At 53.3% G+C, this 587-nt stretch carries 1 protein-coding gene and 1 pseudogene; both read left to right on the top strand.

Features of this window, described 5'->3' with window-relative positions:
* Window positions 1–187: pseudogene (locus tag ACTHUM_RS17855) on the top strand (VacJ); the annotation flags it as partial.
* The gene (locus tag ACTHUM_RS17850) at window positions 187–570 is read left to right on the top strand and encodes an acyl-CoA thioesterase (protein ID WP_107768653.1); all 384 of its coding nucleotides are present in this window, start codon (window positions 187–189) and stop codon (window positions 568–570) included. The pseudogene ACTHUM_RS17855 and the gene ACTHUM_RS17850, both read left to right, overlap by 1 nt.
* Window positions 571–587 lie beyond the last annotated feature (17 nt).

Here is a 587-nt window from a genome sequence, read left to right as displayed (position 1 = left end):
CGAAGCGCGCTTTGAAGACATTTTTGCTGCTGAATTGGCCGACTGGTGCGAAGACGAAAGCGAATGGCCGGATTTGGACGCCGACATTTTCAACGAATGGTTCGACATCCAACTCTCCACCGTGATTACCGACCTCGAACACGAACCAATCGCACGCGAAGAGTTCCAACCCATCAATCTCAACTGATGAAACTGACCGTCCGCAACTACCACCTCGACGGCTACGGCCACGTCAACAATGCGCGCTATCTCGAATTTCTCGAAGAAGCGCGCTGGACGTTTTTTCAAGAGCATGACCTTCTATCCGAACTCAAAGGCATCATGCTCGTTGTTGCACGCGTTGACATCCGCTACCGCCGCCCGTCGCTTGAAGGCGATGTCTTGACCTTTACAGGCCGTCTGAAAGACATCGGCACACGCCACATCATCCTCAGCCAAACCGCAACCCTGCCCAATGGCAAAGCCGCCATCGAAGCCGAAGTTACCCTTATGCCCGTCAGCAGCGAAAGCGGCCGCAGCATCAGCGTTCCCCAAACCTTAGCACACGCAATTCAAAGCCTCACATCATGAAAAAAATACTCACACTC

It is taken from the genome of Neisseria sp. P0021.S006, from assembly GCF_051956895.1.
Note: the sequence above shows the minus strand (reverse complement) of the source record. Positions and strands in the feature narration are given on the sequence as shown.